The following is a 651-nucleotide window of genomic DNA, read 5'->3' on the forward strand; positions in this document are numbered from 1 at the left end:
TCATGGGACCTTACTTGCTTTCACAATGAGAAACCTCATCTTTAGGCTGGTTTCACGCTTAGATGCTTTCAGCGTTTATCCGTCCCGGACGTAGCTACCCAGCTGCACACCTGGCGGCATGACTGGTACACCATTGGTCCGTCCACTCCGGTCCTCTCGTACTAGGAGCAGCCCCTTTCAAGTTTCTTCCGCCCGCGATGGATAGGGACCGAACTGTCTCACGACGTTCTGAACCCAGCTCGCGTACCACTTTAATGGGCGAACAGCCCAACCCTTGGGACCTACTTCAGCCCCAGGATGTGATGAGCCGACATCGAGGTGCCAAACCTCCCCGTCGATATGGACTCTTGGGAGAGATAAGCCTGTTATCCCCAGGGTAGCTTTTATCCGTTGAGCGATGGCAATTCCACTCTCTACCACCGGATCACTAAGCCCGACTTTCGTCCCTGCTCGACCTGTCCGTCTCGCAGTCAAGCTCCCTTCTGCCTTTACACTCTTCGCGCGGTTTCCGTCCGCGCTGAGGGAACCTTTGGGCGCCTCCGTTGCTCTTTCGGAGGCGACCGCCCCAGTCAAACTGCCCGCCTGAGACTGTCCAAAGACTCGTTACGTCTCTCGTTAGAATCCCAATAAAACAAGGTTGGTATCCCACCA

At 55.5% G+C, this 651-nt stretch carries 1 rRNA gene; it reads right to left on the reverse strand.

The features are described 5' to 3' along the window. Positions 1–651, reverse strand: a 23S ribosomal RNA gene (locus tag B5F80_RS11145); the annotation flags it as partial.

This window comes from Megasphaera sp. An286 (assembly GCF_002163455.1).
In the GTDB taxonomy this organism is placed as follows: domain Bacteria; phylum Bacillota; class Negativicutes; order Veillonellales; family Megasphaeraceae; genus Megasphaera; species Megasphaera stantonii.